The sequence below is a fragment of the Endozoicomonas euniceicola genome (assembly GCF_025562755.1).
In the GTDB taxonomy this organism is placed as follows: Bacteria; Pseudomonadota; Gammaproteobacteria; order Pseudomonadales; family Endozoicomonadaceae; genus Endozoicomonas_A; species Endozoicomonas_A euniceicola.
Window position 1 is genome coordinate 2671224 of sequence record NZ_CP103300.1, and the last position, 25777, is coordinate 2697000.

The 25777-nt window shown below is 46.0% G+C and carries 21 protein-coding genes; 11 read left to right on the forward strand and 10 right to left on the reverse strand.

Going from position 1 to position 25777, the window contains the following annotated elements; all coding sequences use genetic code 11:
* The first annotated feature begins 134 nt into the window (after positions 1-134).
* The 5 genes from rpmB to NX720_RS10300 all read left to right on the forward strand — a co-directional run bounded on the left by rpmB (position 135) and on the right by NX720_RS10300 (position 3356).
* The gene (gene rpmB, locus NX720_RS10280; RefSeq protein WP_262601019.1) at positions 135-371 is read left to right on the forward strand and encodes a 50S ribosomal protein L28; all 237 of its coding nucleotides are present in this window, start codon (positions 135-137) and stop codon (positions 369-371) included.
* 20 nt (positions 372-391) lie between these two features.
* Positions 392-559 carry a 50S ribosomal protein L33 gene (gene rpmG / locus NX720_RS10285; RefSeq protein WP_034879088.1) on the forward strand — a complete coding sequence of 56 codons (168 nt, stop codon included), beginning with the start codon at positions 392-394 and terminating at the stop codon, positions 557-559.
* Positions 560-704: 145 nt separating this feature from the next.
* Complete coding sequence (locus NX720_RS10290; protein WP_262601020.1) at positions 705-1151, forward strand: hypothetical protein; 447 nt, start codon at positions 705-707, stop codon at positions 1149-1151.
* A 159-nt stretch (positions 1152-1310) separates the two neighbouring features.
* A complete protein-coding gene (gene trhP / locus NX720_RS10295; protein WP_262601021.1) occupies positions 1311-2633 on the forward strand; it encodes a prephenate-dependent tRNA uridine(34) hydroxylase TrhP in 1323 nt (440 codons plus the stop codon).
* Between the two features lie 60 nt (positions 2634-2693).
* Entirely contained in the window at positions 2694-3356 is a 663-nt protein-coding gene (locus tag NX720_RS10300) for a DUF47 domain-containing protein (RefSeq protein WP_262601022.1), read from the forward strand.
* On the opposite strand, the gene NX720_RS10305 is transcribed toward NX720_RS10300, so the two are convergent.
* The 3 genes from NX720_RS10305 to NX720_RS10315 form a co-directional block, all read right to left on the reverse strand.
* A complete protein-coding gene (locus NX720_RS10305; protein ID WP_262601023.1) occupies positions 3347-4702 on the reverse strand; it encodes a hypothetical protein in 1356 nt (451 codons plus the stop codon). The two genes, NX720_RS10300 and NX720_RS10305, sit on opposite strands and share 10 nt — an antisense overlap.
* Before the next feature lie 180 nt (positions 4703-4882).
* Entirely contained in the window at positions 4883-5311 is a 429-nt protein-coding gene (locus tag NX720_RS10310; RefSeq protein WP_262601024.1) for an H-NS histone family protein, read from the reverse strand.
* A gap of 666 nt (positions 5312-5977) precedes the next feature.
* Positions 5978-6187, reverse strand: coding sequence for a hypothetical protein (locus NX720_RS10315; protein ID WP_262601025.1), 210 nt, complete (start codon positions 6185-6187; stop codon positions 5978-5980).
* 232 nt (positions 6188-6419) lie between these two features.
* Here NX720_RS10315 and NX720_RS10320 point away from each other — a divergent pair, with 232 nt between their 5' ends.
* Positions 6420-8198: a Na/Pi cotransporter family protein gene (locus tag NX720_RS10320; protein WP_262601026.1), complete on the forward strand. Its 1779-nt coding sequence runs from the start codon at positions 6420-6422 to the stop codon at positions 8196-8198.
* Between the two features lie 13 nt (positions 8199-8211).
* Here the strand turns inward: NX720_RS10320 and ppx are convergent, their stop codons facing one another.
* Positions 8212-9714 (reverse strand): exopolyphosphatase, encoded by a 1503-nt coding sequence (gene ppx, locus NX720_RS10325; RefSeq protein WP_262601027.1) that lies wholly within the window; start codon positions 9712-9714, stop codon positions 8212-8214.
* Positions 9715-9921: 207 nt separating this feature from the next.
* Here ppx and trxA point away from each other — a divergent pair, with 207 nt between their 5' ends.
* The 5 genes from trxA to NX720_RS10350 all read left to right on the forward strand — a co-directional run bounded on the left by trxA (position 9922) and on the right by NX720_RS10350 (position 15272).
* Positions 9922-10245: a thioredoxin TrxA gene (gene trxA / locus NX720_RS10330; protein WP_262601028.1), complete on the forward strand. Its 324-nt coding sequence runs from the start codon at positions 9922-9924 to the stop codon at positions 10243-10245.
* 463 nt (positions 10246-10708) lie between these two features.
* A complete protein-coding gene (gene rho / locus NX720_RS10335; RefSeq protein ID WP_262601029.1) occupies positions 10709-11968 on the forward strand; it encodes a transcription termination factor Rho in 1260 nt (419 codons plus the stop codon).
* Between the two features lie 255 nt (positions 11969-12223).
* Entirely contained in the window at positions 12224-13699 is a 1476-nt protein-coding gene (gene ubiD / locus NX720_RS10340; RefSeq protein WP_262601030.1) for a 4-hydroxy-3-polyprenylbenzoate decarboxylase, read from the forward strand.
* A 5-nt stretch (positions 13700-13704) separates the two neighbouring features.
* Positions 13705-14427, forward strand: coding sequence for an NAD(P)H-flavin reductase (locus tag NX720_RS10345; protein ID WP_262601031.1), 723 nt, complete (start codon positions 13705-13707; stop codon positions 14425-14427).
* A gap of 197 nt (positions 14428-14624) precedes the next feature.
* Positions 14625-15272 carry a TetR/AcrR family transcriptional regulator gene (locus NX720_RS10350; RefSeq protein WP_262601032.1) on the forward strand — a complete coding sequence of 216 codons (648 nt, stop codon included), beginning with the start codon at positions 14625-14627 and terminating at the stop codon, positions 15270-15272.
* A gap of 32 nt (positions 15273-15304) precedes the next feature.
* Here NX720_RS10350 and parC read toward each other — a convergent pair whose 3' ends face one another.
* The 6 genes from parC to NX720_RS10380 form a co-directional block, all read right to left on the reverse strand.
* Positions 15305-17560: a DNA topoisomerase IV subunit A gene (gene parC / locus NX720_RS10355; protein WP_262601033.1), complete on the reverse strand. Its 2256-nt coding sequence runs from the start codon at positions 17558-17560 to the stop codon at positions 15305-15307.
* 224 nt (positions 17561-17784) lie between these two features.
* On the reverse strand, positions 17785-21828 hold the full coding sequence (locus NX720_RS10360) for an OTU domain-containing protein (protein ID WP_262601034.1): 4044 nt from the start codon (positions 21826-21828) through the stop codon (positions 17785-17787).
* A gap of 217 nt (positions 21829-22045) precedes the next feature.
* Positions 22046-22747: an endonuclease gene (locus NX720_RS10365; RefSeq protein WP_262601035.1), complete on the reverse strand. Its 702-nt coding sequence runs from the start codon at positions 22745-22747 to the stop codon at positions 22046-22048.
* A 169-nt stretch (positions 22748-22916) separates the two neighbouring features.
* On the reverse strand, positions 22917-23837 hold the full coding sequence (locus NX720_RS10370) for a siphovirus Gp157 family protein (RefSeq protein ID WP_262601036.1): 921 nt from the start codon (positions 23835-23837) through the stop codon (positions 22917-22919).
* 313 nt (positions 23838-24150) lie between these two features.
* Positions 24151-24378, reverse strand: coding sequence for a hypothetical protein (locus tag NX720_RS10375; RefSeq protein WP_262601037.1), 228 nt, complete (start codon positions 24376-24378; stop codon positions 24151-24153).
* 102 nt (positions 24379-24480) lie between these two features.
* Positions 24481-25734, reverse strand: a complete 1254-nt coding sequence (locus tag NX720_RS10380) for an FAD-dependent monooxygenase (RefSeq protein ID WP_262601038.1) — start codon at positions 25732-25734, stop codon at positions 24481-24483.
* Between the last annotated feature and the right edge of the window lie 43 nt (positions 25735-25777).

Below are 25777 nucleotides of genomic sequence, written 5' to 3' on the forward strand. Positions count from 1 at the left end.
TTATTGCTTAATAAAGCGTATTTTCTGGCTCATGGCTGTTTGGGCTGGAATAAGCAGACTCTGGAATTCAGTTTAGTTTTCCGGCCTGATGGCTGGATCATTGTTTAGACAGATAGCTTTGAGAGGCCATCATAATGTCCAAAGTTTGTCAGGTTACCGGCAAGCGCCCGGTTACTGGGAACAACGTATCCCACGCGCAAAACAAAACTCGTCGTCGCTTCGTGCCTAACCTGCACTCCAAGCGCTTCTGGGTAGAAAGCGAAAGCCGCTTTGTACGCCTGCGTGTTTCCTCCAAAGGCATGCGCATCATCGATAAGAAAGGCATCGACGCTGTTCTGGCTGACATGCGCGCCAACGGTCAAAAAGTCTAAGACAGCGGGAGCAATAAGTCATGGCAAAAGGTATTCGCGAGAAGATTAAGCTGGTTTCTACGGCTGGTACTGGTCACTACTACACCACCAACAAGAACAAGCGTAACACTCCAGACAAGCTCGTATTCAAGAAATACGATCCTGTTGTGCGCAAGCACGTGGAGTACAAGGAACACAAGATCAAGTAAGATCGACGGTTTCTCAAAAAAACCAGACCCGATTCAATCCGGTCTGGTTTTTTTGTACCTGTAACAATGCAATTAGCGCAGGGTCAATGTTTATCTCTGCTATGCTCACTACGCAAACAAACAATTAACAAGAAAAGTGTGCAGTATGAGCCTTGAAGCAAGAGTAGAAAGACTTGAAGAACACCATACACAAATGGATGCGAATCTCCACAGTCTGGCTAAAGTATGCGCCGATATAAAAAACATCGCTTTGACTAACCAGCGTGATATAACGGAACTAAAGCATGATGTAGCGGAACTAAAACATGATGTAGCGGAACTAAAATCGGATGTTTCTGGCCTGACGGCTTGTGTAAAAGCGTTAGCTGAAGCAACACATGCAGGCTTCAGGCGCACTGATGAACAACATTGTGAACTGGTTAAAGAGTTTCGGGAATTCAAGCAGGAAACCCGTGAATGGATTAAAGGGTTTCAGGCGTTCAGGCTGGAAACCCGTGAATCAATAAAAGACCTTCAGGGGTTCAGGCAAGAAACCCGTGAACGCTTCGATCAGCTTGAACTGCTTATTCGTCAAACCCTCCCCAGTAATTAACACATCCCGGGCAAGCGATTCATGTGTTTACCTTAACCGACACATAAAGCCGGGCATACCCGGCTGCTCTCAAAATAGTTTGCAAAACTGCTTATTCCCCCGAATTTTGTCGCTGATATAATGCGCCCCCTGTCCTGCAAACAGAGCATAATCAGATCAATGAAACCAGAACTCCTTTCCCCCGCTGGCACCCTGAAAAACATGCGTTACGCCTTTGCTTATGGTGCTGACGCTGTCTACGCTGGCCAGCCTCGTTACAGCCTGCGTGTTCGCAACAATGACTTTAAGCTGGAAAACCTTGAGAACGGCATTAACGAAGCGCACGCTCAGGGCAAGAAGTTCTATCTCGCCAGCAATCTCGCGCCTCACAACAGCAAGGTAAAAACCTTCCTGAAACATATGGAACCGGTGATCGCGATGAAGCCGGACGCCCTGATTATGTCGGACCCGGGTCTGATCATGATGGTGCGTGAAACCTGGCCGGATATGCCTGTGCATCTGTCGGTACAGGCCAACGTGGTTAACTTTGCCACCGTTAAATTCTGGGCGAAGCAGGGGGTTGAGCGCATTATCCTGTCCCGGGAACTGTCTCTGGATGAGATTCAGGAAATTCGTGAAGAAGCACCGGAAATGGAAATTGAAGTGTTTGTTCACGGCTCCCTGTGTATTGCTTACTCAGGCCGCTGCCTGCTGTCCGGTTACATCAACAAACGTGACCCTAACCAGGGCACCTGCACCAATGCCTGCCGCTGGGAGTATCAGCCCCATGCCGCAACAGAAAGCTACACGGGTGAAGTGATTCCATTAGCAACGGCTGAAACGGTTCAGCCAACGCTGGGACAGGGCACACCCACCGACCAGATTGTGCTTTTGCAGGAAAAAGGTCGTCCTGATCAATACATGCCTGCTTTTGAAGATGAGCATGGCACCTACATCATGAACTCCAAAGACCTGCGTGCCGTACAGCATGTCCACCGTCTGACGGATATGGGCATTCACTCCCTGAAAATTGAGGGGCGTACCAAGTCGTTCTACTACGTTGCCCGTACTGCACAGGTTTACCGGAAAACCATCGACGACGCCGCCGCAGGTCGCCCGTTTGACAGGAGTGCAATGGATACGCTGGAAAACCTGGCTAATCGTGGCTTTACCGAAGGTTTCTATCGTCGCCATGTTCACGACGAATACCAGAACTATGAAACCGGCAACTCCCGTGGCAGCAAGCAGCAGTTTGTCGGGGATATCCTCGACTTCGACGGACAGAAAGCCACTATCGACGTGAAGAACCGCTTCGAAACCGGTGACACCATGGAGCTGATGACACCCAAGGGAAATATTGCCTTCACTCTGGATAACATCGAAAACAAACACGGTGAATCCGTTTCGGTGGCACCGGGTTCCGGTCATAAGGTAAAAATTCCTGTACCGGAAGGTGTTCAGCCAGATGAGATGTCTTTGCTGGTACGTAACCTGCCGCAGTAACTTTTAGCCGTCGTCTCAATGAAGGCTCATTTGACTGTTTTGGCGGTCGATAGAGCCTTCATGAATCTTATAACCTTTGCCAAACTGTTCTCCGGCTCACCCTTTAAGCCTTTGCTCCAGCATCGCGAACGGATACTGGACGCGCTGTTACATCTGAATCAGCAGGTTCACAGCCTGAACTCCGGTCAATCACATAACGCTCCATCTTCTGGCTGGATAAAGGCCTTTTCCGGCCAACTGGAAAAGCTGGAGCACGAAACGCTACAGCGACTCCATCAGCCATCCATCACCTCTCAGCCCAAAGACGTGGTGATTAACACATTGCAGATACAGAATGCCATCGCCCATGAAATTTGTCGTTTATCTGAACGGTTGGGCTACCGACCTCTTAACCTGCCGCCAGAGTTGATCGTCCCTGTTAATGCGATGGCTCGTCAGTTTGGACAAACGGTCTATCAACTCAGACAAGGCATTAACGAACTGGAGCAATTAAGTACCAGCGGATACAGAAAAAAGCACAAGAGTTCTCTGAACAGGCTACGAAAGCAACTGACACTCTGTACTGATGAGGTAAGAGAGACCAGTCAGGAAATCAGGCATCTTGCCTGCCAGTTTGAGCACCACATCGCTCCGGTGGATGTGGCACTCTTATTTTTGATCCTTGATGGAATCAGTGATTTAGCGTTGTGGATGCGCTCCTTGATTGTGAACCTTCAAAACTGACCCACTCCAAGCCAGACAAAAGACAGAATGACAGGAAACAACCCGACTTTAACAGTTTGGACTGCGCTATTGTTTTGCCGGAATGGTGACAGCCCTGACGGATCTGAAGAGGCGGCTAGTTTATTAGCCGCCATATCACTGTAAACATCATGATTGTTAAACAGCTTTAAAGGGCTATTTGAACTCGTCTGCGCAAAGTATTTATAGTGGTCTGGAGTAGCTGAGTGGTAGTAGCGAATGTGTTTTCTGGTCAGAGCAGTGAGCCGCCCCACATCAAAATACTTTTCCCCATCCGGAACATAAAAATAAGAGTTGTATACGTTCATAACGATACGTTCTTTTCTCGTCCAGTCCACTCCCGGAGGTACTGGGATCGATTTGATAATGCTTCCTTTGTGCAGATTGGAATAAAGCCGTGAGTGGGTAATGCTAATTTCGGGAACCTGCGTTCCCCGCCGTACAACAATTAAACTCCTGTTTGAATGCACTATGTTCTCTGGCTCAGAAGTGGTTCGAAGAATATCTGACCGATCTATGTTTACCTGACTTTTTCCATCCGCATAAATGACTGGAAAATTTTCCTTTGACTCAAAGGCGTTCAAAAATACACCGGCAATGGACAGTTCACCTTTTCCTGTAACAGAAAACCAGGCTTTCCGGGGTTTGACATCAGAGCGGTCAGAACCGGCTGGTGATAAAGAAGAATTCAGTTTAATGGTCACGGGTTTATCGTTTTCTACTCCCGGACCATCCTGTGATTTTTTAGCAAGACTGCAGATTGTCAGGGAAAAATCAGAAATATCAATTGAACCACTCATTACATAGGGAGTGTCAGAGGGTTTCAGAAGAAGCATGGCAGTCTTCAGTCTGTCAGGCTCTGACGGTTTTATCCCTGAATAGGTCTGAACCTCATCAGCTCTTGATCCAAAACTTATATAATCTTCATCATCACTGTTAAGGGGGATAATGGCATTGGGATGTTTCAATTTAATTAGCATTGATTCAAAACGATTATTTTTTTCTGTTGCTCTACCTGTTGCTCTATTAATGTCCGGATCAAAATAAAAAACAGAACCAGAACCAGAACCAGAAAAGTCATCACCTGATGGAGTTGTTTTTTGGGATATGTAGTCCCTGATTGACCTCAGGTGAGTGAGCAGATCGGCTCCGGTCGGTACCACTTCGATGATATCATAGGAAAAAGAGGTGCATGGGCTGTATCGCTCATTCCGTTGATGACTATTACTGCCCACAGGGTCGCCAGCCCCGCAATAGCCACTGAGGACTGTCAGTATTAACGCAGGAATCGATCGTTTTCGCATCAGATACACCACTATTTTTTGCATTCGATATTCTGTCTGCGCGTAAAATAGATCAATGTTCAGTGGTTGAGAGTTTTATTGGCCTAAAACACACCCTGCACCTGTTTGAAAATCTATACACAGGGCGTGCTCAGATTAGTAGCTATAAAAAAAGACTGTGCTGGATATCACTGTGTTCTTTCCAGCCAGTCGAACGTACTGAATTCACTCGCTATCGACAATACAGTCGATTCGCTTCTTGCTCGTTCGATCAAGGTAATCCTGAAAGTCTTTTGGCAGGCGGCCGGTCGTTGAGCCATACCAGCGAACGGTGTCTCCTGATATGGTCTGGTATTCAAAATTGTGCTTGCTGACATTGCGTTTGCGCTTGGATTCTTTCCCCATTTCATCCAGTAGGCTTAAGTCAGACATAGACAGGCCCCGGTCCGCCATGGCTTGCTTGATTTCTTCGATACTGCGTTTTTTCTCTTCGCGTTTGGCCTCTTCGACCTCCTTCTCATTGAATTTTTCCTGCAACACATCATTCATACGATTAATGATTCGCTCCAAGTCTTCAGTATTCACGTCTTTGAAAAGAGAGCGAATTCTGGTTTTGCTGCCTAATCTGTGATGAAGTTCTTCGAATATATTCATTACTCTACCTCAGCGGCCAATCCAGATAGAAGGTAAATTCTTAAATGCTTGCCGAGCCTTTGAGAAGCCTGAGCTGCAACGCCGTTTAACAAAACCATCTACCTCCCTAATGCCAGATAACTGTTGACTGGTTACACATAATTCAAGCGAATATCCATGATATCAAGTTAACCATTGATTTACTGAAATAGACTCTCAGTTGGCTCTTTTCCACTTAAAGGTTGAAAGTATACTTATGGCATGAACGTTCCGATAAAAACCTGATTTTGGCTTAAAAAAGAGTCGAGAATCTGCATTTTAAGCATGAGATCAGCATAATAAAGTCGCTACTTATGCTGAGAATATGATTTTTTCGGTACATTTTAGCCTTCAACCCTTAAGTGGAAAAGAGCCCTCTCAGTTCACAGATTGCGCCATCTTGCCGTATGGCCATGGCTATCCAACGATACTAAAACCACTCTTTCGACCAGCTTTGGATACTGACTTGCGCACCTTTTCAACACTTACTCGCATTCAACACTTACTCACAATAATAATAACAACAGCTTCTATAATAGCTGTCATTATTTATTTCGAAGTTTTTTTAAGGCAAAAATTATCGTTATTTTCAGGCATTGAGCGCTTCAAAGCGAAAGGAGTAAGAAGCAGAGAAGGTCAGCTAAAAAATCATGATCGATTTTGCTTAGCCTCTTTGAAAGGTATTTCCTGTATGTTTTTCTGCAATGAAGAGGTAATGGTTGCAATAAGGTCTTTCGGGCGATATTCCCTGACTTCCCCATTGTCCATCAACACTTTTACCCAACCTGTTTTCAGGCTCTGGAACAAGCGACCTTCCTCAAATGTGCTTCGGTCTTTTACTCTTAAACTGCCATTCATCGCTCATCGTTGCCCCACTTAAATTACCGAGCTTCTATTATCGGTTGCAGCTGTAGACACTTTAATGACATTTTTACGACCGATTGAAGACACCTCACACTGAACCCATCAACATAAAATTTCGTTACAGAATACTGTAGAGCCTGCCCCGCAACGCCGATAAATCAGCCTAGGAAGTAGCTACCAATGATGAGGCGTGATGCTTAGTCGACTTTTCTTACCATCAGTCCTGGTGCTGTTGATTTACGGGTTCTGGGTCAGCCCGGAGTTCAAAATTATTGCGGCTGGTGTCGCGATATTTCTGTTTGGCATGGTTTACCTTGAACAGGGCTTCAAGGTGTTCACTGGCGGGCTGCTGGAAAATATTCTGCAAAAAACCACTGACAGCGTATGGAAAAGTCTCAGCTTTGGTATTGTTTCAACCGCCATCCTGCAATCAAGCTCACTGGTTTCCGTTATCGTTATCTCATTTCTCAGTGCCGGACTGATCGGACTGGCCGCCGGCGTGGGTATTGTTTTCGGAGCCAACCTGGGCAGTACGGCAGGTGCCTGGCTGGTCGCCGTATTTGGTCTGAAAGTCAAGCTGTCCGCCTACGCCATGCCAATGCTGGTCATCGGGCTGGTGCTGAAAACTCAACGGGCAAAAAACCTTAATGGTTTTGGCTTTATTCTTCTTGGCATCGGCTTTCTGTTTCTGGGCATTCATTACATGAAAGAAGGTTTCGAAGCCTTTAAGAGCACCATAGACCTCGCCGAATACGCTATGGATGGGTTTGCCGGGTTGCTGGTTTATACCATGATCGGCATGGCGGCAACCGTCATCATGCAGTCAACCAATGCCACAATGGTACTCACCTTCTCAGCCCTGGCCATTGGTCAGCTCTCTTATGAAAACGCGCTGGCCGTCTCTATTGGTTCCAACGTAGGTACGACCATTACCGCTATTTTAGGGGCTATCAGTGCCAATGCCGAAGGCAAACGACTGGCCGTCGCCCACCTGGCCTTCAACCTGATCACTGCGCTACTGGCCATTATCCTGATTGAGCCCCTGATCAACCTGGTTGATCATATTGCTGAGTATCATGGTGTGGCCAGCAACAACTACACGCTCAAACTGGCCATTTTCCACACTCTGTTCAACATTCTGGGTATCATGACACTGCTGCCATTTATGGGGTTGATGATTAAATGGTTACAGTCGCTATTCCTCGATCAGTCCGCTGGAAAACCCCTTAACCTTGCCAGCCACAATGAAACTGAACCGGAAAAAGCACTTTACCTGAACCCGGTCACACTCAGTTATCCGGATACAGCCATGCGAGCTATGACCAGAGAGTGCGCGCACTTATACCGGAACACACTGGAAATCATCTGTTACAGCATCTATCTGTCCGGTGAAAAACTGCGCGAAACCGATAACCTGCAGGAGTTGGTGAAGAACTGGAAAAGAGAAGAACAGCCCTGGACCATCAAGGATCTGTATATCCGCCATATCAAAGGCATTTATGCCGATATTATCCAGTATTCCGGGGCGCTGGAAGGTCGTTTGCCAAAGCAACAGGCTCAGGAATTGTTTGCCCTGAAAGTGGCCTGCAGAGATTTTGTACAGGCCATCAAGCACGTAAAGCATATTTATAAAAATATGGGCAAGTACACCGATTCAGAAAATGAACAGATTCGGGAGCAGTACAACCAGCTCAGACTCTGCATAGCATCGGTTTTGAAACTGGTTGACCTGTTGGGTGTCAGACGTCGATACAGCCATATCCGGGAACATACCGACCAGTTAAAACAGGAGTTAAGAGAGCAGGACAAGCAAACCAATACAGCCCTTAATGAACTGATCCGTTCCGGCCAGGTCGATGCCTATACAGCCAGCTCTCTTCTGAACGACAGCGCTCACGTACATGACGCCTGCACCAACCTGATTGACGGTGCCGTCATTATGTTGACCAGAGACAGGCAGGAGTACCACGATTTTGATGTCACGCCAGAGGTCACGAATTCCTGACAACGGATATCGATTAATCAACCACCAGCCAGTACCCAACCCGAATCAGATCAATACGTTCCCGCTCAAAATCCGCTGCCGTTAGCGGGTGTTCTTTCAGCCATTTGTCAGGAAAAGAAACATTCAGCTTTTTATCGCCCGCTTTCAGAGAGTAGGTAAATTCGTTATCCGTCCCCCTGATATGATTCAGAACAATGGCGATTCGCAACAGAATGGTCAGCTTCACCAGTCTGCCTTCTTCATCATCACTCTCAATCAACGTCCGGGGAATCGTGCGTCGGTGTCCTCTGACCAGAAGAGCCAGCTTGCGCTGTTGCTCCTTACTGAACCCCATCAAATCAGAGTGATGGATCAGGTAAGCACCATGACGATGATACTGGGAATGAGAGATATCCAGCCCGGCTTCGCACACCAGGGCAGCCCAGGACAGCAACTCCCTTTCGCCCTGGCATAATCCCCACTCCTCTGCCACCTGATCGAAGCAGCACAACGCATGTTGACGAACCGCCTCAGCATTACCCTGGTCCACATGATAACGCTTCATCAGGGCAGAAATCGTCCGGCCACGAACATCTTCATGCCGGTCCCGCCCCAGCATGTCATAAAGCACACCTTCTCGCAGAGCACCATCGGAATACTGCATCTGCTCAATATCAAAGGCATCAAAGCAGGCGGTCAGAATCGCCAGACCCGCCGGAAAGATGGTCTGCCGCTCAGGTTTCAGTCCGGGAAAGCGGATACGGTCTGTGCGGTTGAAGACCAGCAGGTCATTTTTCAGCTTATCCAGCCGTTCACGGGTAATAACATCCCCTTCGCCCTGCGCCTGCAGGATATTGCTGACCGTACGAACTGACCCTGAAGAACCCACAGCGTCTGTCCAGCTAAGTTCCCGATAGGTTTTTTCTATATTCAACAGCTCCAGTCGGGCAGCATAATAAGCTGACTGGAAACGTTCCGGCGACAAATGACCTCCGGAAAAAAAGCGGTCATTGAACGTCACGCAGCCCATGTGCAAGCTCTCAAGCAGCCGGGGCTCAAAGCGCTCACCAACAATCAGCTCGGTACTGCCACCGCCAATATCCACTACCAGCCTGCGATCATTATCATCCGCCTGGGTCTGGGCAACCCCCAGGTAAATCAATCGCGCTTCTTCGCGCCCGGCAATGATTTCTATGGGATAAGGCAGAATGTTTGCAGCGCGTCGAACAAATTCGTCGCTGTTCCTGGCTTTTCTCAGCGCATTGGTGCCAACAATTCTGATGGCCTGGAACGTCCTGCCCTTCATGTACTGGGCAAACTGCGCCAGACAATTGAGTCCGCGCTCCATTGCCGCTTCAGACAAACTGCCATCTTTTTCCAGACCGGCAGCCAGCTGAACTTTCTCGCCCAACCGCTCGACAGGCCGTATTTCTCCCTGATCGACCCGGGCCACAATCATGTGGAAGCTGTTAGACCCCAGATCAATAGCCGCTACCAATGGCTGGCCATCTGTTTCACTTTGACCGAATTCTCTCATGATCCTTTACTGCACGGGTGTTTTTACCTGAAAGCCGGACTCAGCATAACAGAAGGCAGCCTGTCCCACATAACAGATCATTATTTCCTGACTGTTGATCCTGCAAAACCGTGCAAAACCGCAAATTAAAATTTGAACAATTGTTTCTCAGGCAAACGGTTTGCTATGATTTCGAAACTGAATGCAAATGGCTAGGAGACCCATTCCATGAGCGATATTGTCAATGTGACAGACGCTTCCTTCGAAGAGGACGTACTGAAGGCTGACGAACCGGTACTGGTCGACTACTGGGCAGAGTGGTGCGGCCCCTGCAAAATGATTGCTCCTGTTCTGGATGAAATTGCCCAGGACTACGACGGCAAGCTGAAGATCTGCAAACTGAACATCGACGAGAACGAAGCCACTCCACCCAAATACGGTGTGCGTGGTATCCCGACTCTGATGCTGTTCAAGGGCGGCAACGTTGAAGCGACCAAAGTCGGCGCGCTGTCTAAATCCCAGCTGACCGCATTTCTGGACAGCAATCTCTGATTACCCTCAGGGAATAGTCAAGCCAGAAATGGCCGGATGTTATTTGGGTATTTTCATCCGGCGGTCTGTCTGGTGTTCGCACCGTCAATACAGACCCTGCAACACACTGAGCAGAAAAAGAATAATAGACCTATTTAAAGTTGACGAGACAGTAGTTCTTGATTATTTTCCAGAAAAGGATATAGACTGTCGAAGTGACGCACGTCAGATGCCAACGATTGATAAATTGGTACAATGACAGTCAATAGAATTATTTCCGGCCAGGCTTGTTATTGAATTCTTTCGAGCCAACACTCACTTAATTCAAGTACATGACCTAAATATCGGGCTGTAGCTGAAAGGCTGTAAACAGCTTTCGCAGGGATTGGCATTAAGCGATCCTTAAAATAATAATCTCAATAATACCTGATTTTCCTGCAACTACGACGGCCACTACCTTTCAATATAACGTTCTCAAACTGTTATGCATCTTACCGAACTGAAGAAACAATCTGTTCCTGAGCTTCTGGCAAAAGCCAATGAAATGGGCCTGGACAACCTCGCCCGTTCACGAAAGCAGGACGTAATATTCTCTATCCTCAAGCGCCATGCCCGCAGCGGGGAAGACATCTTTGGCGAAGGCGTTCTGGAAATTCTCCAGGACGGCTTTGGCTTCCTGCGTTCTGCCGACAGTTCCTACCTGGCAGGCCCTGATGATATTTACGTATCCCCAAGCCAGATTCGCCGTTTTAACCTGAGAACCGGCGACAGCATCTCGGGTAAAATTCGCCCGCCAAAAGAAGGCGAGCGTTATTTCGCGCTGCTGAAAGTTAACGAAATTAATTTCGATCAGCCTGAAAATGCCCGCAATAAAATTCTGTTTGAAAACCTGACACCACTGTTCCCGCAAGATCGCCTGCAGATGCAAATGGGTAACGGTTCGACGGAAGACCTGACCGGTCGGATTATTGACCTGGTCTCCCCAATCGGTAAAGGTCAGCGCGGTCTGATCGTATCCCCGCCAAAAGCCGGTAAAACCCTGATGCTGCAAAACATTGCAGCCAACATCACCCGTAACAACCCGGAATGTCACCTGATTGTGCTGCTCATCGACGAACGTCCGGAGGAAGTGACCGAGATGGCACGTTCCGTTCGTGGTGAAGTGGTCGCGTCCACGTTTGACGAGCCACCGTCACGTCACGTTCAGGTGGCTGAAATGGTACTGGAGAAGGCCAAGCGCCTGGTTGAGCACAAGAAAGACGTGGTCATTCTGCTCGACTCCATCACCCGTCTGGCACGAGCTTACAACACCGTCATTCCATCTTCCGGCAAGGTTCTGACCGGTGGTGTCGATGCCCATGCCCTGGAGCGTCCAAAGCGCTTTTTTGGTGCTGCCCGTAACATTGAAGAAGGCGGCAGCCTGACCATCGTAGCCACCGCCCTGGTGGATACCGGTTCCAAGATGGACGAAGTAATTTTCGAGGAATTCAAAGGTACCGGTAACATGGAACTGAACCTCGACCGTCGCATCGCTGAAAAGCGTGTGTTCCCGGCTATCGGTATCAATAAGTCCGGTACCCGCCGTGAAGACCTGCTGACCACAGAGGAAGAACTGCAGCGTATGTGGATTCTGCGTAAAATCCTGCACCCGATGGACGAAATTCAAGCCGTCGAATTCTTGCTGGATCGCATGAAGCACACCAAGACCAATGAAGAATTCTTCCAGGCCATGAAGCGCAAGTAATCGAAGTGGCAGGGCAAGGGGAACGGAAGGTTAGAATATACCGCTGTTGGCTATTAGCTTTTGGTGGTTGGCTGTCTGAGCAGCTAATAGCAAACCGCCAAAAGCCCGGTAAGACATTGAATGCTGCGCCCCTAAGACTGTCCGTCATTCCCACAATAGTGGGAGTGACGGACTGATGTTCTTACCCCCCTGCCTCTCCGGTATTTTTCTAATAGCAATCCAGCCCATAACAAAAACCTCCCGACAGTAGAATCCATGAAATACAGGGACCTTCGAGATTTTATCCAATTGCTGGAACAGCAGGGCGAACTGAAGCGAATAAGCGCTGAAGTTGACCCTTATCTGGAAATGACCGAGATCAGCGACCGAACCCTGCGCAAAAAAGGACCGGCGCTACTGTTTGAAAACCCTAAAGGCTTTGATACGCCCGTGTTAACCAACCTGTTTGGCACACCGCGACGAGTAGCCCTGGGAATGGGTCAGGACCATGTCAGCGCCCTGAAAGAAGTCGGGCAGTTACTCGCTTATCTGAAAGAGCCCGATCCCCCCAAAGGCTTTAAAGATGCCTTGCGAAAGCTTCCGATTTTCAAGCAGGTTTTAAATATGGGACCCAGAGTGGTCAACAATGCCCCCTGCCAGGAAGTGGTGCTGAAAGGTGACGACGTTGATTTAACCCGGCTCCCCATACAAACCTGTTGGCCCGGCGACGCCGCCCCCCTTGTCACCTGGCCTCTGGTTATCACAAAAGGGCCTGAAAAAGACCGCCAGAACCTGGGTATCTACCGCCAGCAACTACTGGGACCCAACAAGCTGATTATGCGCTGGCTGTCCCATCGTGGCGGTGCGCTTGATTACCGGGACTGGCAACAGAAACATCCGGACAAACCTTTCCCTGTTGCCGTTGCATTAGGCGCAGACCCGGCCACCCTTCTTGGCGCGGTGACACCGGTTCCGGATTCGCTGTCAGAATATGCGTTCGCAGGCCTGCTGCGTGGCTCCCGCACCGAGCTGGTCAAATGTAAAACCAGTGAGTTGCAAGTACCTGCCAGCGCCGAGTTTGTTCTGGAAGGACATATCCATCCGGGGGAAATGGCAGAAGAAGGCCCCTATGGTGACCATACCGGCTATTACAACGAAGTCGAATCCTTTCCGGTGTTCACTGTTGACTGCATCACCCACCGCAAAGACCCGATCTACCACAGCACCTATACAGGCCGTCCACCCGATGAACCCGCTGTACTTGGGGTAGCGCTGAATGAAGTGTTCGTTCCGATTCTGAAAAAACAATTTCCGGAAATTGTGGATTTCTACCTGCCACCGGAAGGCTGCTCTTATCGCATGGCCGTTGTCACCATGCGTAAAGAGTATCCGGGACACGCCAAGCGTATTATGCTGGGAGTATGGTCATTTCTCAGACAGTTTATGTATACCAAGTTCGTGATTGTGACAGACGACGACGTCAATGCACGGGACTGGAACGACGTAATATGGGCAATGACCACAAGAATGGATCCCAAACGAGACTCTGTGTTTATTGAAAACACACCCATTGACTATCTGGATTTTGCCTCCCCAGTGGCTGGCTTAGGTTCAAAAGTGGGTTTTGATGCCACCAATAAATGGCAGGGCGAAACAGATCGGGAGTGGGGCAGGGTCATCACCATGAGCGATGACATTAAAAACAGGGTCGACGATCGCTGGCAGGAACTGGGTATTTTTCCAGAGGAATAATGACGATGGACAATAACGTTTCGGAACAGGCTTTTGATGTAGCCGACATTCATCCGGCAGGTTCTGACATTTACCGGATTATCCTGAAACCCCGGTCAGGCTTTGTACCGACTTATCAGGCCGGGCAATACCTGGAAATTGTTCTGCCCAATAAACAGCCCTGTGCCTTTTCCATTGCTTCTGCGCCATTAAATCAGCAGGAAGCCCTTGAACTGCATATACAGAAGCTACCAGACAGCTCAAATTCAGCGCTGCTGTTTGATCTGCTTCACAATGGTTGTGTTGATGTTCGTATGCCCTCAGGCAACTGCTTTCTACCCGAGCCGCTACCAGAAACACCTCTGGTGTTTGTCGCCGCCGGTACAGGCTTTTCCCAGATGAAAAGCATGGTAGAACACTGCCTGAACCTGAAATATTCCGGAGAAATCTATCTATACTGGGGGGCTCGTACGCCTGCTGATTTCTATCTGCCGTACCTGCCTGTGGAATGGTCAGCCAGAGGCATTCATTATCACCCGGTGATCAGTGATGCCGATGAAGACTGGTGTGGACGTCATGGTTTGCTCTATGACGCCATTCTGGCTGACAAAGACCAGCTCCTCACTGGTCATATCTATCTGAGTGGTTCGCCACGAATGGTTTACACGACGGTTGACGCTATTGAAAAAGCCGGCTTTAATCGACAAAGCATGTACTCCGATGTTTTTGACTATGCGCCCAGACCATAATTTAAAACGACAGTCGACTAACATTACTTATTTCTTGTTTCTACTTCTTTGAAGATTAATTACTTTTACCAACTACCACTTTTCATTTACAAGTCATAAGACGTTTAAAAACCGACATTATTGAATGGCAATTATGTAACCCTTGTCTATATTGGTACTCGACAGTCATAACTCACAACTTCAACATGGTACCTGTCATGCAATCTTCTGCATCCACCATTGGGCATACAGGAATAAAGACCAGCAAGGTTCGCCAGAAAAATATTCAGGTCATACTCAAAGCCGCTGAAGACGAATTTGTGCTCAGTGGCTTCAAGGGGGCTTCAATCCGTGACATTGCGAACCGGGCCGGGCTTCCTAAAGCCAATGTTCACTACTACTTCAACAGCAAAATGGACCTGTACAGTGCCGTACTCTCCCACATCATGGAGTTATGGGAAGCGGTTTTCAGTGGTCTGAACCCTGAGGATGACCCAGCCAGAGCATTACGACAATATATTAACGCCAAGATGCAATACTGCCTGGCTCACTCCAGCGCTTCCCGTATTTTCAGCAGTGAAATCCTTCACGGAGGTCAGCACCTTAAAGAGCACTTCAGACATTTTAAAGACTGGATCAACGACAAATCCAGAGTGATTCAAGCCTGGATTGAGCAAGGAAAAATGGATCCGGTTGACCCGTTGCACCTGCTGTTTACCATCTGGGCCACCACGCAATATTACGTGGACTACAACCCTCAGGTAGCCTCTGTCCTGGGCAAGAAAGAACTCGGCGAAACTGATATCCAGGCTGCAACCGATCATCTGTGCAACCTGGTTATCAAAGGCTGTGGTATTAAAACCTAGTCAACGGGGCAGTGAATAAGTTTTTTAATTGACTATTCACTGTCACCTGCCACTTCAATGCTATCGACTTTCTGGAAACCTCTGGGCAACTTATTACCCCGACGCCCACGCTCACCGTGATAGTGTTCCATATCGTTCGGTTTTAACGTCACATGACGCTTACCCGCGCGCAACACCAGCGAATCGTCTTTACCAAAGACTGCCAGGGCGACCAGAATTTCAACCCGCTCAGCCGCCCTCGCCGCAGCAATACTGATAATCTTGTTACCCTTGCCCCGACCAAGTTTCGGCAACTCGGATAATGGGAACACCAGCATCCGGCCTTCATTGGTAATGGCTGCCAGCAACTGTTCTTCACCCTTTACGGGTACAGGCGACATCACTCTGGCATTCTTTGGCAGGGTAAGAAGTGCCTTACCGGCTTTATTCTTGCTGACCATATCCCCATGCTGAACCACAAAGCCATAACCGGCGTCTGAAGCCATGAGGTAACAGTCACTGGTATCTCCCACGCATAAACCTTCAAAGGTTGCGCCGGAAGGTGGGTTAACACGCCCGGTTAACGGTTCACCCTGACCTCGGGCAGAAGGCAGACTATGGGTTTGAATGGAATAGGCACGCCCGGTGGAATCGATAAAGACAGACGACTGATTACTCTTACCCCGTGCCGACAGTCGATATTTATCACCTGACTTATAGTTCATGGTGGAAGGATCGACTTCATGCCCTTTGGCACAGCGCACCCAGCCTTTTTCCGACAGAATGATGGTAACAGGCTCTGAACTCATCAGGTCGGTCTCAGACAAAGCCCTGGCTTCCTGGCGCTGTTCAATGGGTGAACGACGTTCGTCGCCATATTTCTCTTTATCCGCAATAATTTCTTTCTTGATCAGGGTCTTCAAACGACGCTCGGAGCTTAATATCAGCTCCAGCTGCTTACGTTCATTATCCAGTTCTTCCTGCTCGGCACGGATTTTCATCTCTTCCAGCTTCGCCAGCTGACGCAGTTTGATCTCAAGAATGGCATCAGCCTGCAACTCAGACAGCCCAAATTTTGCCATCAGGGCTTCTTTGGGTTTGTCTTCACTACGGATAATATCGATCACTTCATCGATATTCAGGAACGCCACCAGCAAGCCTTCCAGGATGTGCAGACGTGCCAGCACCTTATCAAGGCGGTACTGTAAACGACGACGTACCGTATCAGTCCGCCACGACAGCCATTCGGTCAGCATACGGTCCAGGGATTTAACCTGGGGGCGACCGTTCACACCAATCATATTCATATTGACCCGGTAGGTCTTTTCCAGATCAGTGGTGGCGAACAGGTGATTCATCAGACCTTCCGCATCAATGCGCCCGGACTTGGGAACAATCACCAGGCGGGTAGGGTTTTCATGGTCAGACTCATCGCGCAGGTCAGCCACCATTGGCAGCTTTTTCGCCTGCATCTGGGCTGCAATCTGCTCCAGCACCCTGGCACCTGAACACTGATGGGGCAGGGCGGTAATAATGATATCGCCGGACTCCTTCTGATACACCGCGCGCATCCGGATAGACCCACGACCCTGTTCGTACATTTTGAGAATGTCTTCACGGGGCGTGATGATTTCAGCGTCTGTCGGGTAGTCCGGCCCCTGAATATGTTCAACCAGCTCGGTAATGGTTGCCTTAGGATTTTCCAGCAGATGCACACAGGCATCAGCGACTTCACTCAGGTTGTGAGGAGGAACATCAGTAGCCATGCCAACCGCAATACCTGTGGTGCCGTTCAGCAGCAGGTTGGGCAGGCGGGCAGGCAGAATGGAAGGCTCTTCCAGTGTGCCATCAAAGTTGGGCACCCAGTCGACTGTACCCTGTCCCAGCTCACCCAGCAGAACATCCGAGTACTTTGTCAGGCGGGACTCGGTGTAACGCATCGCCGCAAACGATTTAGGATCGTCAGGCGAACCCCAGTTGCCCTGACCGTCCACCAGCGTATAACGATAGGAAAACGGCTGCGCCATCAGCACCATGGCTTCGTAACAGGCACTGTCGCCATGGGGATGAAACTTACCCAGTACATCACCCACAGTACGGGCAGACTTTTTGAACTTGGCCGTGTTTTTCAGCCCCAGTTCACTCATCGCATAGACAATACGCCGCTGAACCGGCTTAAGCCCGTCGCCAATATGAGGCAGGGCCCGGTCCAGAATGACGTACATGGAATAATTCAGGTAGGCACTTTCTGTATAGGCACGCAATGACTGGCGTTCTATTCCGTCGTCGCCAATAACGGTTTGTTCCATTCTGATAAAACCCGGAAGCGTTAATGAATCGAGTTATATTACCACACGTGACTGCTACCCCAACTGAAGTTGGGGCTTCTGACTTCTCAGTCAGCAAACGGTACTGTGCCGGACTTACGCTTGCCTCCGCCATAACTGGATATTCAGCAGCATTTCCTCTTGTTTGCAACCAGTGCCGTTAAAAACGCCTGTGGATAATCAGGGAAAGCCTGTACCCTATTTTTTCAATAGAATATTGAATAAACCTCGGTTTCAGGAAGAAGTTGTGGATGAAAGTCAAGCTCTATTGGCTCCAGTACCGGTACCTGTGGAAATTCGTCAGCTGCATCATAGTAATCTGAGTAGTCTGATTCTTCTCCTGATGCTTCAGGGGCATAATCTTCATACGGTTCTATTTCATATTCCGATTCTTGTGGCATAGGTTGTGCCTGCCGATGATTTCTCAAAGCCAGATCAAAATGGGCGTAAGTTCTTTCTGAGGCTGGATAATGGATAAGGTAGCTGTCAGGCTCTGCATCCCTAATGTTACTTAAGTATGCATTAATAGCCTCAGAATTACCTTCTTGATATAAATTTCTAAAATTATCACCCAAATGCGCTATATCAAATCCATTAGCATTTATTACTGTATTAAGTAAGTTTGGGGCATGCTCAATCCATTGGGTAATACCATAAGGTAAAGATGAGTCAGTACTACTGTTATTACTCATAACTCTGAACGGAATGTGATGAGTTAATGCCAGCAATGCAATTAACGCAACATTTCCAAACTGTTGCTCAAAATATCCGGCAGAACCAGGAATAGCTGGCTGGGTAAGAGTACGGTCATTGATAATCGTTTCTATAGTATTGACATCAAAGTTAATAAGAGTTGCAAGTTGTTGCAATAAGAATACTCTGTAATCACTATTACTCTCCACCTGAATAATATTGAAAACAGTTTGCAGGTTATCATGGATAATATTTCTTATATCCTGTTGGCTTACAGGCTGTCCCGTATGCCTTTCCATAGCCCTTGCAATAGCTGTATACATACAATTTCCATCGTCAGGAATTCTTTCAAGTCTATATCCTTGCGGAATATTATAGGATGGAAAATAGCCCGTTTCTGATCTTTTTTTGGGTTTGCGTTCTTCTATTTCATGATACATTTTTTGACATTGCTTTCTGGCTTGTGCGCACTCCCTGTGTCTTGGCTTAATCTTTCTTGGTCTTTTATTTTCAGCGGCTTTATATTTATCTTTCGATCTTCTACTACCTGTAATAATTTTACTACTAATAACTTTTTTGTGGCACAGCCAACATTTATGAGCATAGCCTTCTTTTGTTGGCACATTAATTTCATTGACAGGTGGAACCGATTCTATATGGGCTATTAGCTGCTGAGTTTCTCCTTCATCAAAAATGGCTTTATTTTTTGCATAGTTACTATTCAAATAGTCAACCAAATGCTGGCGCAAATCACTATCAGAAATACGTTTAGAAGCTTCAGCTAACACTAACCTGAGGATTTTTTCCTCAAAATCCTTTTTATCGTAATTACCATAATTCTGCATCAACCCTGCAAGCACTTCGATCAACTTAACGTTGTCATCGCTTTCGTTGCTAATAATATCCTGAAAGCTCTTAATTATTTTCTGCAGGTTCTCAACCTCATGTTCCGTTATCGGTTGATCTGTCTCTCTTTCGGCAACAAAATCAAACAGTAATAATGAATAAACAGCTAAAACAAAGCCTTTTTTATTGATTGACTCAAGATAATGTAAATCAATTTTATAAGGTTCATTTTTAATTTTATCGGCAAGAGAGGAACTGTCATCATTCAAATCATATACGATTACCCTTACTAAAAACTCCATAAGCATATTTAATAATATTCTTTCTTTTATTTTTTTCATCACCTCTTTACCTGCAGGTATCATTAGCCTCCAGGCGGGTAATATAGCAGTCAGTATATATGCATAATCTGAAAGTTTTTCTTTAGGAATAAATCCTTCTGTTGCCAACTTTAATAATGAATGATTTTTATTGGAAATTTCAATTTTGTCATGTGCAATGCTAGCAGCCATATCTATTCTTGAAAGCATAAGTTCAATAAAAGTCTGTGATGGCTTCCAATTTTCATATCCAAAATTTTCTATAGAATCAGCAATTATCATCAGAAGTGATTTTATGATGATATCGTTACCTTTATACATTACCCATGCCTTAGCATCCTTCCTAATATGAAAGTAATTCAATGACAAATCCCAAAGTACCTCTTTAGATAACAACTTTTGAGCTAAAGTCATTTTTTCATTCATATCACCAATCCAGACATTGTCATTTATATTAAATTTATGCCCTCCATAATAACGCTCTGTTCTTTTTTGTGTTTCTGTCGGAATTTCAACATCAAATTGCCTAACCATGTTACTTTTTATGGCTTGTGCTTTATTTGGCTTTAAGTGCAATTCAAATTTATTATTTTTATGATCAGATTTTTTTAAAATAACTGCAACTCTAGTCAACTTACTCCTTCTTTCATCTTTACCCGATTTAATATTTTTATATTTTTCTTTATTATCATCAATTAGATTTTGCAATTCTTTTTTCAAAAATTTATTGCTGTATATTTCTTTTCCTCTTGAATAAATTATAAATTTTGCTTTATCAAATTTGAAGTGTTTTGATTTAATACGCACTATATTTTCTAAGTCATATTTTGTAGATACATCATCTGGCTGAAACTCTATAATCTCTGCTGTTCTTTGCATTCTTAAAGGTATAAATATAGCTGTATTCTCATCAGAATATTGTTCCTTTTTTTTAACAACACCTTCTTCTAACACAATGTACTTTATTTCAACAATATCACTAGCTGTATAATAAGGATGTTCTTTGCCAAATTTAGCATGAACATTTTTTTCAAATTCATCCTTTACACTTTTGTGGTCAGTGTTGAACTGAATACCATAAATACCCTTTGAATCAGCAGCCAATTGATTGTTATTTAAAATTTCATTTATGAGCTTTTCTTTTGCTTTTTTAAAATTAGCCTTGGGTAAGGCTGATCCTTTAATTTCCTGAATATGCTGAGCATACTCTCCCAATTGTCCTTCGGGCTCTAAAATATCAACATCATTAATTAGAGCATGTATCACATTCAGTATTTGTTCAGCTGTAGTGAAATGTCTGGAGTTATATTGACCATTAAGGTTCTTGTACCAAAAAAATTCTTGAGCTGAATACGGTGACAATTGTGCAAGACAAAGACCGTCCCCATACCGATGTGTGACCCTTGGTGCGTGAATAACTTTCAGTCTGGGTCCAACGGAATCAATATTATCAAAAGTAAACTCTATTTCATAAAAAGCTCCGCTCCACCAACCAAATGGTGCAACAAAAGCAACACGGACTAAAAACATATTTGAGTCATCAATATGTATCTTAAATTTTCCGGGATATAGATCATCCAGCCTTTGTCTTAATAACTCAATACTGTGATAAATATCTCTGGCTTTAATAAGTGGCTTTATGAGCGGGTCTTTTATTTTTCTGAGATTTTTTTTAAGCTCAATACTATCGTTTGATAACTGTAGATTCAGATTTTTATCTTTTTGGCCATAAGCCATATTCATTTTCACGTTATTTTTGTTAGCTGGCCTGCTTTGGTGATTTTTAATGATTCCTATTAACGCATATTTTAAGAAAGCTATCACCCCCTCCTGACGCTCAGCTTCTCCTTCAAACTCTCCTTCAAACTCTCCTTCAAACTCTTCTTCAGATTCTTGTTTTTTTTTATCAGTTATCCCATAGTCTGGTAATGAAAGAAAATCTAAAATATCCTCTTCTGTTTCCATTGAGATTAAAGCTTCAATTAAAGCAACTACTTCATAATAAAACTTTTTATCTTTTATTTCTTTATGTTCTTTTGTAAACTCTTTTATTTTTTTGTCAATTCTGCTTCTATGTTCAATTTTGATTTCATTGCTTAAACTTAGTTTGTAACCGGGTCCAGCACCTTCCTTGAAGTATTTAGCACCTTTCTTGAGGTATATAGTCTTATCAAAATTACTAAATACAGCTATAATTAATTTTCGAACATCACCTTCAGTGGCACCAGAATTATTTATCGCATTCATTATTTTTTCATAGTCTTTGACACTTAGATTTTTTAATATCTCAATGTGTTCTTTGTGAATAGCTAAAGCTGTATTTGCTATCAAAAATAATGACAAAAATAGTAAAATACACAATGCCATATATTTTTTTATTAAAAAACTCATTACGCTTTTCTTTCATTGCTATTTAATCAATCTGAGCAGCATAGCAGTAAAGACTGATTATACTAATTTTTATCAAAAAACTGCGTAATACCCCCTGCGAACTAGAGGCTGTCGCAAAACCCTCCCCAGGTGGGGGAGGATGTCAATTCGTACTATTTCACCTTTTGCGACACTCTCTGAAAGTCAGGGGCATACTGCGAGAATGCTAAAACTCCGGCTATCCGGCATGGGCTGAAACGTAAGGATTCTCCCAACCCTGAACTCGCGAAATCTTGTCGTTGCGCTGAATCTCCCACTCAGTCGGCGGGTACATTTTGTCCCAGGCTTCGTAAAGCTTGCGCTGACCATCACTAAGCCTGAACGGGTAACGGTCTTCCATATACAGATAGATTCGTGCGATTTTGCCCCGCTTGGCGATGGGTGGTTGCGCCTTGCGTTCTTTGAAGTTCACTTTGAAGTCACACTGTCCGTACATTTCCGGCGTGTCGAGAAGAAAGCCGAACCGGTAGTTGGAACGATCACCATTCACTTCACCCACAGCCGGGGTCAGGTTGTGCAGGTCGGCCTCCATCCTGCGAAATTTTTCATTCTTGCCACAGTTTCTGCGACCGCCATCCTGCCAGCATTGCAGTTGATGGCCAAATTCCCAGGCGGGTACCACATGCTCCCACTCTATTCGGTTAGCACGAACCTCTTGCTTGCGTATTTCATAACCACAGGATTCAAGGTCGGGAACCAGCTTTTTACCTTCGCGCCTGAACTCGCAGCCACAGTAAAAGCTGGTCATATGGGTTTGGTAGATTTTTTCAGCTTCACGCTTGGCCTGTGAGAAACTCTTCGGTGCAGAAGGTGTGGAAATAGCCTGAAATGAAATGGCACAGAGGGCAGCCAGCAAAGTGGTTTTAGAGAAACAAGCCATTGACAAAAATACTCAGAAGCCTCAAACACAGTAAATGGCTTGATTGTATCGCCGGCTATGCAAAGAAAAAAGAAAAGCAAACAATAAAACTGCTTATGTCGTTTTTATATCAAACGACATAAGCCTTACATAAGAAAAGTAATGATTTATAAACCACGATTTTTACGCATTACGGGGCTTTTTCCATAAGTTCTATATTAGTATCCGCTACTTCCGGATCGTGAGAACCGAATCCACAGCCTTTGCGGATCCTGGAAAACAACTTATACTTGATGGCAAGCGTCACAAGTATCCCAACAAAAATAACGGCTTCGGCTGCGCCAAAAATTTTTATTATCGTCTCTCTTTCATGCAGTTCTATGTCTCTCTTGTCCAGTTTATCTGACAGCTTATCCAATTTATCGCTTTTGATATCTAGCTTGGCACTCCTTTCGTCCAGCCTTTTCTTCTCGGCCTGCAGCCCGTCTTTATCGTCCTGTAATTGTCTGACTAACTCCGTAATATTAATAGCGTTTGTTTTATCTGGCAGCTGCTTTACTGCAGAGGGCTTTATTGCAGTTGAAAAACTCACCAACCTTGTCGTCTGGCTGGCTATGTCCTCAACTGAAAAAGAGGACAGTGACGGATCGGGCGTTATCGTAAAACGTCCTGTTGGATAGGCTGAACCCTCAGGAGTAACAGACACCGTAACAGAGCCACTTACCTCTGAAAAAGAGGTGGCAAAGGTATAGTTACCGCCATCTGTTTTAAAAAATACTTTTTTCAACGAGCTATCGAAGTGCAGGCTGGGTGTTGAGGATTGTACGACAGTAGTAGCTGAGAAGGAGGAAGATGGCTTGATTAATGAACTTATCTTTACCTGAGTTTCACCTGCTTTAGTCGTATCAATAATCCCTCCTGCTACTGTTGTTTCGGGGCTTATAGAGAGTGAATAGTTATACGTTGAATTATTTTGTCCACAGACGTAGAGAGGAAATGTACACAATATAAAAACACATTGTCGTTTTTTTATCAATCTGGCTGCATTCGTTAATCTTGTTTTTATTGACAATATCTTTTTTTGGCTATCTATTCTGATATGCATCGTCATAAAATAATTCCAAAATAAAAAAATTATTCGATCATTTGACCAAAAAACCATCAATTAAACGACCAATACAAACCTATTTATATAAGTTCTTTCTGTTTTGGCCTGAGATTCAGAACGAATATATTTTAGACACTGTTTCTGAAACGATCTAATTATCGGATTAAGGAAAGCAGCACAACAATATACCCTGTAAGCCGGGATATACGACAGGAGGTGGAAGCAGGGAAATTCTTTTCTTCTGCTTCCACAAGCTGGCAGGTTTCGGCAGGGCATCCAGAGGCTTGAAGCCGCTGCCTTTTTGCCTGACTGGAAGTCAGTCAGTATATTCTTCCATGGGAGCCAGCACTTCCGAGATCTGAACGCTGAGCATGCCGAGCACAAAAACCACCAGCGTCATGCCAGCACCGGACTGCATGGAAGACCATAGAGAGTCATGTTGAATCAGGTAATAGTAGGCCGTTCCCAAAAATAGCCACATCCACCAGAAACCTAACGAAGCAATTGCAGCCAGTTTTAACAAGGCTGATAGCACGATCCGCATAACCTGACTCCCCACCAGAAAAAATAATCCTACGAATCGTAACGCCCCTGTGGCTTTAGAGGCATCAGGGATTAACGCAAACTCTGCAAATTAATTTTACAATCAGTACGACAACCATTCCGGCTTTTTACCGGAAACCCCCATCGCGTACTTCATCACCTGCGTAACCGCCAGCCTGTTTTTCCCGGCAATGGCTAACATCGCATTGCGGGCCAGCTTCAAAGGCAGACTGTCATTGCTGAACGTGTGATAGAAAGCATCCATGGTCGACATCATTAACTGATTGTCTTTACGTCTGGCCTTTTCATACCCCGCCAGAACATCGGCAGAGCCCAGGTGACGCTGTTGTTTTTTCGCATCCAACAGGTGTTGAGCCAGCCAGGCAACGTCCTGAAAACCAAGGTTCACACCCTGGCCTGCCAGAGGATTTATGGTATGGGCAGCATCGCCCACCAGAACCACACCCTGTGTGTAGTAATTCATTGCATGCCTTCTGGCTAAAGGAAAATAGCTGCATTCATGCAGCGCTTTTATTTCTGGCAGCTCACTGGGAAAAGTGGTCACTATTTCATTAATAAGCACGTCAATGCGATGCTGGTTCGCCAGCGACATTAAACGCCGAACCTGCTCCGGCTGGTGGTACCAGACGACAGAGGCATAGCTTCTGCCATTGATATCAGGCAGAGGCAAAAAAGCCTCGGGACCAGTGGGAGTGAAGGCCTGCCAGGTAATATCCTGCTGCCCACCAGCAATTTCAACCGTGGCGACAAAGCACCGCTGCGCATATTCAGATGTTTCAAGACGAATACCTGCCTGCTCACGGACCCGGGACTGAGCGCCATCGGCCCCGACCAACAGCTCACCAGTAAAGGCTCGTCCATCCTGCAAAACCAGTTCGGGCTGCTGTCCGGAGAGATTCATGTGCTCAATCGTCACCGGACAAAACAGGTCTACACTGCGATTGTCTTTTAAGGCTTCCAGCAAACCCAGCTGAGTAACCCGGTTTTCAACAATAAAGCCCAGCTGCTTAAAGTGAGCGTCGGCTGCGTCAAAGAGGGTTTGATTAAAGTGCTGGCTAAAAGAATGCTCAAGTTTTTCCCAGACCGCCATTTTTCGATAGGGACACATGCGCATGGATTGCATACGCGACCAGGCTCCAACCTTTTTCAGCAAAGCTTCTGAAGCCTGACTCAGTGCCGACACACGAATATCAGGTAAAGCCTCTGCCAAAAACGGTTCAGGCATTTTCTGGTCGAAAATCGCTACTGTAATACCATGTAAACCCAATGCCGCTGCCAATGCCGCACCGACCATTCCTCCACCAACTACCAGTACATCGTAGTGCTTTTTATTCATGGTTGCTCTTTATCGTTGCCTTAACAGTCGCCATTCTGGTCAG